Below are 6173 nucleotides of genomic sequence, written 5' to 3' on the forward strand. Positions count from 1 at the left end.
GGATGCCTTCCTATGGACCAGAGATGAGAGGTGGTACAGCGAACTGTACAGTAATTGTTTCTCAGGAAAGAATAGCCTCGCCGGTAGTTTCAAGTCCATCGACAGCAGTAGTAATGAATAGACCTTCATTAGATAAATTTGAAGACCAGGTTCAAGAAGGTGGTAACTTATTTATTAATACTTCATTAATAAGTAAAGAATCAGATAGAGACGATATAAATGTAATAGAAGTTCCAGCAAACGAAATAGCAAATGAATTAGGGAATAGCAAAGTAGCTAATATGGTAATGTTAGGTGCATTTATAACTCAGACAGGAGTAATAGACTTTGATTCAGTAATGGAAGCTTTAGAAAATGTATTACCAGAACATAGACATAATCTTTTACCGCTAAATGAAAAAGCGCTACAAAGAGGTAAAGAAGTAGTAGAAGGATAAATGGAATGGATTAATATAGAGGGAATACTTACTAAACCCCTCTATACCTTCTTTTATTAGTAATATTCAGAAAATTTGTAATTGGAAATACCATATGATATTAACTTTGGTCATTCGACACGTTATATAATTATTAAGTAGTAAGAAATGAAATATAAGATATACTATTATTAGATAAAGGAGTTGAGTAGAGTGGCAGACAGCACTGAGAATACAGAATGGGGATCAAGGTTAGGGTTTATTCTAGCAGCTATAGGTTCAGCTGTAGGATTAGGTAATATATGGCGATTTAGCTATATGGTTTATGATAATGGAGGAGGAGCATTCTTAATTCCCTACTTCTTTGCTTTATTAACGGCAGGGATTCCTTTATTAATTTTAGAGTTTGGTTTTGGCCATAAAATGAGAGGATCGGCACCATTTTCATTTGCAAAGATGAGTGAAAAATGGGAATGGTTAGGTTGGTGGCCGTCTTTAGTTTCGTTTGTAATAACAACGTATTATGCAGCTATTATTGGTTGGAGTTTAAATTATATTGTTTACTCTTTTGGTACGATTTGGGGTCAAGATCCAGAGAGTTTTTTCTATAATAGTCATTTGCAATTAACAGAGGGTATTTCAGAAATAGGTGGCATTAATTTAACGATTTTATTGGGAGTAATAGCAGTTTGGTTGATTAATTATTTTATTTTATATAAAGGGGTACAAGAAGGGATTGAAAAGGCATCAAAAATATTCATGCCTTTATTAGCAGTATTTATGTTAATTATCACAGTTAGAGGTGTTACTTTACCTGGTGCTTTAGCTGGTGTTAATAAGTTTTTGGAACCTGATTTCAGTGCTTTATTAAATGTTAAGGTTTGGTTGGCAGCTTATGGACAGATTTTCTTTACTTTAAGTGTTGGTTTTGCGATTATGATTACCTATTCTAGTTATTTGCCGAAGGATTCAGATATAGTGAATAATGCTTTTATTACAGCTTTAGCTAATTGTGGTTTTAGTTTTATTGTAGGAATTGGTTCATTTGGTATTTTAGGCTATATGGCAGCTCAGACTGGGCAGCCTATTTCCGAAGTAGTAGCTCAGAGTATAGGTCTGGCTTTTATAGCTTTTCCTAAGGCAATTAGTTTACTACCAGCATTCCAAAGCTTGTTTGCTATTATATTCTTCTTAGGTTTAACGATTGCAGGTTTTTCTTCTAGCTTATCTTTAATTGAGGCTTTTGTGGCATCAGTTAGGGATAAATTCGATATTGAAAGAAAGAAAGCCGTTACCTATGTCTGTTTAGCAGGTTTACTAGGTAGTTTAATTTTCACTACTGGAGCTGGATTATACTTTTTAGATATTGTAGATCATTTTGTTAATCAATTTGGAATTGCTTTAATTGGATTAGTTGAATGTATAGTTTTAGGTTGGTACTATAAGTCAAGTAGGATTCGAAATTATGTTAATCCATTATCTGATTTTCCAATCGGTAATTGGTGGGAGATAATGATTAAATTTGTGACTCCAATAATTTTAGGCGTTATGTTCATTCAGAATACAATTTTAGAATTATCAAAACCTTATGGTGGTTACGATATAGGGTCTTTAATTAAGTATGGTTGGGCAGTAGCTGCTTTACTATTAATCATAGGAATTATTTTAAGTTTTCTACCTTGGAAAGGGCAGAAATCAGAAGAACTTCTAAATCCTGAGGAGGTAAAGTAAAATGTCTATTAGTGCATGGATGATGCTCATTTTTGCAATAGTTGTTTTATTTGGAGGATTAGGCATTTGTTTAAATATAGCTATAAAAAATTAATAGATATATTCTATTTAACTAATTAAGATTAGGGGTCTTCTTGAAAATTCAAGGAGACCTATCTTAATTTATAAATTAGAAATTTACTATAAAAGAATATATAATAATTATAGAGAGGATGTAATATAGAAGGCTCTTTAAATGAGGGAGGTTTTTAAGATGTTGCAATTGATTTTAATTAATAATGGGAAGGATACTGAAATATTAGTTGATAAGTTAAATTCTTTAAATGAAGTAAATGTGTTAAGGATAGTTTCTAAACCAAATGACCTCAAAGATAAATCTATCAATGTAAAAGAGGTAGATATTATCTTTTCTATGATTAAAGTTAAAGAAATTGAGAAGAAATTTAACATTTCTATAGATAATATAGAGGTGGTTGGTCCTAAAGTTATGGAGTTAATAATAAGCTTAATTGATAAAGAGGAAGACTTACTCAAAAAATATAAGTATAGTCAAAAGGAATTAGAGACTATCCTAGACTCTACCCATGATGCCATGATTGCTATTAATCAAGAAAAAAGAATTACTTTAATAAATTCAGCTGCTATTGAATTATTAGGTGAAGGGGTAGAATATATTAATAAATCAATTAAAGAAGTAGTACCTAATACTAAGTTAGATAAAGTTTTAAAGACAGGAGAAAAAGATTTAAATCAACTACAATCAATTGGGGATAAAACTATTATTACTAATAGAGTTCCTGTTAAAGATGAATTAGGAGGAGTTGTAGCTGCAGCTGCCGTTTTTAGAGATATTACTGAAGTTCAGAAGTTGGCAGCAGAGTTAACTAATTTAAAAGAGATTAGAGGAATGTTAGAAGCAATAATAAATTCTACACAAGATGCTATTTCTGTAGTTGACCAGGAAGGAAAAGGTATTTTAATTAATCCTGCTTATACACGGATTACTGGTTTAACTGAGGAAGATATAATTGGAAATCCAGCTACTGTGGATATTGCTGAAGGCCAGAGTATGCATATGCAGGTATTAGAAACTAAAGAACCAGTTTCAGGAATACACATGAAGGTAGGACCTAAAAGCAAGGATGTTATAGTTAATGTATCTCCAATTATGGTAAATGGCACGTTAAAAGGGAGCGTAGGAGTCATTCATGATGTGTCAGAGATTCGTAAATTAAATGAAGAACTATCAGAAGCTAAAAGAATGATTAGGAATTTAAAAGCTAAATATACTTTCGAAGATATTATTGCTAACACACCACAAATGCTTTCAGCAATTAATCAAGCAAAAAAGGTTGCGGCTACACCAGCCACTGTGATTTTAAGGGGAGAAAGTGGTACTGGAAAAGAATTATTTGCTCATGCCATACATAATGCTAGTAAACGAAGAAATGAAGAATTTGTTAGAGTTAATTGTCCAGCTATTGCTGATTCATTATTGGAAAGCGAGTTATTTGGTTATGAAGAAGGAGCATTTACTGGAGCAAAAAAAGGAGGTAAGATAGGATTATTTGAAGAAGCTGATGGAGGTACTATATTCTTAGATGAAATTGGTAAACTTAGTTTTAATTTACAAGCTAAATTATTAAGGGTATTGCAAGAAAAAGAAATAACTCGAGTCGGAGGAACAGAACCTATAGATATTGATGTAAGAGTGATTGTTGCTACAAATTCTAACTTAGAACAAGCAGTTGAGGAAGGAACATTTAGAAAAGATTTATACTATAGATTAAATGTTGTTCCGATTTTCATACCGTCTTTGCGCCAAAGGAAAGAGGATATATCTAAATTAGTAGATAGTTTATTACGAAAGTTTAATCAAGAGTATGGTAGAACGATAAAAGATATTTCATTTAAAGCTCTAGATAAGCTAGTAGAGTATGATTGGCCAGGAAATGTACGAGAATTAGAAAATGTAATTGGTAGAGCAATGATAAATGTTGGTTTAGATAATGATTTGATTAAAGCCGAACATTTACCACAATTGCAAAATAAGAATCAAAAGGATAATCAGTTAGAAGTAGAAAATATTAATAGTAAAGAAGTTGATTTAGAAGATAAAACATTAAAAGAAATAATAAATAAGGCTGAAAAAAAAGCTATAATTAATGCTCTTAAAAAAACTAAGGGTAACAGAACTAAAGCAGCAAAGAAGTTAGATATTTCAGTTAGAAGCTTATATTATAAATTGGATAAGTTTAATTTGAAGTAATATGGAGGAATAATGGTAACTTTTGGGGAAATAATTATATTGTTGAATTTAAAAGGATAGAATAATGTAATAGGTGGTGAAGCAATTTATGGAAAATAAAAGAGTTAATATTTTTACTGGAGATTATGGCAGTGGTAAGACAGAAATATCCATTAATTATGCTTTAAAATTAGCTAAAGAATACGATAAAGTAAAGATTGTTGATTTAGATATTGTTAATCCATATTTTAGGTCTAGGGAAGCTAAAAAACCTTTAACAGAAGCTGGGGTAGAAGTTATAGCACCTGCTGGAAAATTAGGACAAGCTGATTTGCCAGCTCTACCACCTCAGATTTTGGGAGCTATTCAGGATAAGGAAAGCCAAGTGGTCTTTGATGTAGGAGGAGAGGAAGCAGGAACAGTAGCTTTAGGAAGATTCAGACAGTATTTAGATAAATCAGAAGTTGATTTAAATTTTGTAGTTAATCCTCGTCGTCCATTCACTGGAGATAAGGAGGGAGTCGAAGAAGTAATTGGAATGATAGAAAAATCTTCTCGTTTAGAGGTTGACTATTTAGTTAGCAATCCTAATTTAGGCAAAGAAACAGTAGTAGATGATATCGTTACAGGGCATGAAAAAATAGAACAAATTTCAGATACACTAGAAATTCCTATTAAATTGTTAACTATTAATCAGGCTTTGATAGATAAAGTAGATTTAACAGATATTACGGTTCCGATATTTAGTCTGGATTTATTTATGAAAACACCTTGGGAAGAATAATTGAAAAACTATAATTGATTTAAGGAGGAGGTACTAAACATGGCCGAAGTGAATTTTGATAAGGATAAGTGTAAAGGATGTGAATTATGCACTACTGTTTGCCCTAAGGATATAGTAGTCATGGATGATGAAATTAATGTTAAGGGATTCCATCCAGCTACAGTAAGTGATGAGGATGAATGTATAGCTTGTGGTTTTTGTGCTAATATTTGTCCTGATGTAGTTATTGAAGTAAATAAAGAGTAGTCAGTGGCAGGGATTAGTGTCAGTGGTCTGTATTAGTTATTATAGGCTTATTTACTCACACTCACACTGAAAAAGCACATTACTTGCTCAGCTTAAAAAACAAAGCTGATCATAAGCTTATGTTAACTATTACTTTTTAACTTGATAACTTCTTATTAAGCTTTACTGATAATTGTTAACTAATTAAGGAGGGTTTTAGAATGGGAAAAAAAGTATTAATGAAAGGGAATGAAGCCATTGCAGAAGCAGCCATTCAAGCTGGATGTAAGTATTTCTTTGGATATCCAATTACACCCCAGAATGAATTACCTGCGTATATGGCTAGAAAGTTACCAAAAGAAGATGGCGTATTCTTACAAGCAGAGAGTGAAGTGGCAGCCAGTAATATGATTTATGGTGCTGCCGGAGCTGGAGCTAGAGTTATGACTTCATCTTCTAGTCCAGGTATTAGTTTAAAGGCTGAAGGAATTTCATATATTGCTGGGGCTGAATTGCCAACGGTAATTGTAAATATAGTACGGGGAGGCCCAGGTTTAGGTGGAATTCAACCGGCTCAGTCTGATTATTTTCAAGCTACTAAAGGTATGGCCCATGGGGATTTCAAATTAGTAGTTTTAGCACCATCTTCTGTCCAAGAGGCTGTAGATTTAACTATGGAAGCCTTTGATATAGCTGATAGATATCGAAATCCAGTTATGATTATGGGAGATGGAATCATCGGTCAGATGATGGAACCAGTAGAATTTAA

At 32.4% G+C, this 6173-nt stretch carries 6 protein-coding genes and 1 pseudogene; all 7 read left to right on the plus strand.

What is annotated here, in order from left to right:
* Positions 1–437, plus strand: a 437-nt coding sequence (locus tag B5D41_RS13750; protein WP_078811197.1) for a 2-oxoacid:acceptor oxidoreductase family protein, incomplete at its 5' end; no start/stop codon positions are given.
* 192 nt (positions 438–629) lie between these two features.
* Positions 630–2147, plus strand: a complete 1518-nt coding sequence (locus B5D41_RS13755; protein ID WP_078811198.1) for a sodium-dependent transporter — start codon at positions 630–632, stop codon at positions 2145–2147.
* 1 nt (position 2148) lies between these two features.
* A complete protein-coding gene (locus B5D41_RS14035) occupies positions 2149–2241 on the plus strand; it encodes a MetS family NSS transporter small subunit (protein WP_143555740.1) in 93 nt (30 codons plus the stop codon).
* A gap of 159 nt (positions 2242–2400) precedes the next feature.
* On the plus strand, positions 2401–4416 hold the full coding sequence (locus B5D41_RS13760; protein WP_078811199.1) for a sigma-54 interaction domain-containing protein: 2016 nt from the start codon (positions 2401–2403) through the stop codon (positions 4414–4416).
* Positions 4417–4504: 88 nt separating this feature from the next.
* The gene (locus B5D41_RS13765) at positions 4505–5179 is read left to right on the plus strand and encodes a hypothetical protein (protein WP_078811200.1); all 675 of its coding nucleotides are present in this window, start codon (positions 4505–4507) and stop codon (positions 5177–5179) included.
* Between the two features lie 39 nt (positions 5180–5218).
* Positions 5219–5425 carry a 4Fe-4S binding protein gene (locus B5D41_RS13770; RefSeq protein ID WP_078811201.1) on the plus strand — a complete coding sequence of 69 codons (207 nt, stop codon included), beginning with the start codon at positions 5219–5221 and terminating at the stop codon, positions 5423–5425.
* Positions 5426–5625: 200 nt separating this feature from the next.
* Positions 5626–6173, plus strand: a pseudogene (locus B5D41_RS13775) (3-methyl-2-oxobutanoate dehydrogenase subunit beta); the annotation flags it as partial.

This window comes from Selenihalanaerobacter shriftii, from assembly GCF_900167185.1.
In the GTDB taxonomy this organism is placed as follows: Bacteria; Bacillota; Halanaerobiia; order Halobacteroidales; family Acetohalobiaceae; genus Selenihalanaerobacter; species Selenihalanaerobacter shriftii.

Excerpts from the sequence above, each read along its gene's own strand:
- B5D41_RS14035 (WP_143555740.1), top strand. The coding sequence starts at position 2,149 with ATGTCTATTAGTGCATGGATGATGCTCATTTTTGCAATAGTTGTTTTA.
- B5D41_RS13760 (WP_078811199.1), top strand. The coding sequence starts at position 2,401 with ATGTTGCAATTGATTTTAATTAATAATGGGAAGGATACTGAAATATTA.
- B5D41_RS13765 (WP_078811200.1), top strand. The coding sequence starts at position 4,505 with ATGGAAAATAAAAGAGTTAATATTTTTACTGGAGATTATGGCAGTGGT.
- B5D41_RS13770 (WP_078811201.1), top strand. The coding sequence starts at position 5,219 with ATGGCCGAAGTGAATTTTGATAAGGATAAGTGTAAAGGATGTGAATTA.